Here is a 358-nt window from a genome sequence, read left to right as displayed (position 1 = left end):
ATGTCCTGCGAAGTAGTTTTCAGTCACGACCCCATCGTTTGTGACGTTACCGATATAGGATACGTAGCCATTGGTTGATTGCGCAGAACGTGCTCCTTGTCTCCACACGAGAATATCGCCAGGCATGACCTTGGCAGCTTCAGCAACGGCAGTCCACGTAGGTAGGTTTCCCGCTAATGCCCACTGCCAGGCTAATGCGCCTTTGGGAAACAGTTTCGTGACCGTTTCACTAGGTTTGTCTGCGACTGATCCTAGGTCACGGTTGATCCGCCAGAGCACAAAATCCGTATCCGAGCCAACATATAGGCCGGTCACGGTGTTTGGGCTTCCATTTGGCTGATTCCGGTACGGATAGTCA

Annotated in this window: 1 protein-coding gene; it reads right to left on the bottom strand. The window is 52.2% G+C overall.

Annotated features, from left to right (window positions below):
- On the bottom strand, window positions 1–315 hold a 315-nt coding region (locus EZJ44_RS08635; RefSeq protein ID WP_206661897.1), incomplete at its 3' end, for a hypothetical protein.
- Window positions 316–358 lie beyond the last annotated feature (43 nt).

Source organism: Arcanobacterium bovis (assembly GCF_004331995.1).
Classification (GTDB): Bacteria; Actinomycetota; Actinomycetes; order Actinomycetales; family Actinomycetaceae; genus Arcanobacterium_A; species Arcanobacterium_A bovis.
This window is presented reverse-complemented; position numbering and strand designations above follow the sequence as displayed.